General features: G+C 60.4%; 2 protein-coding genes. One reads left to right on the forward strand and one right to left on the reverse strand.

The features are described 5' to 3' along the window. A partial coding sequence (locus tag KBY19_RS36000; RefSeq protein ID WP_282107159.1) for an ATP-binding protein occupies positions 1-173 on the forward strand: 173 nt, incomplete at its 5' end. 114 nt (positions 174-287) lie between these two features. Here KBY19_RS36000 and KBY19_RS37905 read toward each other — a convergent pair. Then, positions 288-434 (reverse strand): DUF736 domain-containing protein (locus KBY19_RS37905; protein ID WP_210967541.1); only part of this gene is annotated, 147 nt, incomplete at its 5' end.

Genomic DNA, 434 nt, shown 5'->3' on the forward strand with positions numbered 1-434 from the left:
TATTCGAGCCGTTCTATCGAGGGCGTAAGCCGACCGGCGAGGGATCCGGTCTCGGGCTGTCGATCGTGAAGCGCATCGTCGACAGATACGATGGTTCGATCGAGTTCGAGAATCTGACAGTGGACGATCAATGCGGTCTTTGCGCGATCGTACGACTGCCGGCGTCGGACTGAAGGGCCAAATTGGACCTTTGGTCCTTTAGGACCCGCGTGGCGCCAAAGGTCAATGGCAACAGTCGCATCGAGGAGCCTCGCCCGGCGGAACCGGGCGAGGCTGGGCTGAGTCTCTCAATCGGCGCTCTTGCGCGGCCGCGACCAGAGGAGCGTGTAACCTTCGCCTCCTTCGTCATCGAAGAGGTTCGCGTAGATCGGTGCGTTGAAGGAGGGATCGTCGAGTTTGAGCGAGAGATAGTCGCGACCTTCCTCGGAGCGCTT

Origin of the sequence: Streptomyces sp. B15 (genome assembly GCF_018070605.1) — a bacterium.
Lineage (GTDB): Bacteria > Actinomycetota > Actinomycetes > Streptomycetales > Streptomycetaceae > Streptomyces > Streptomyces smyrnaeus.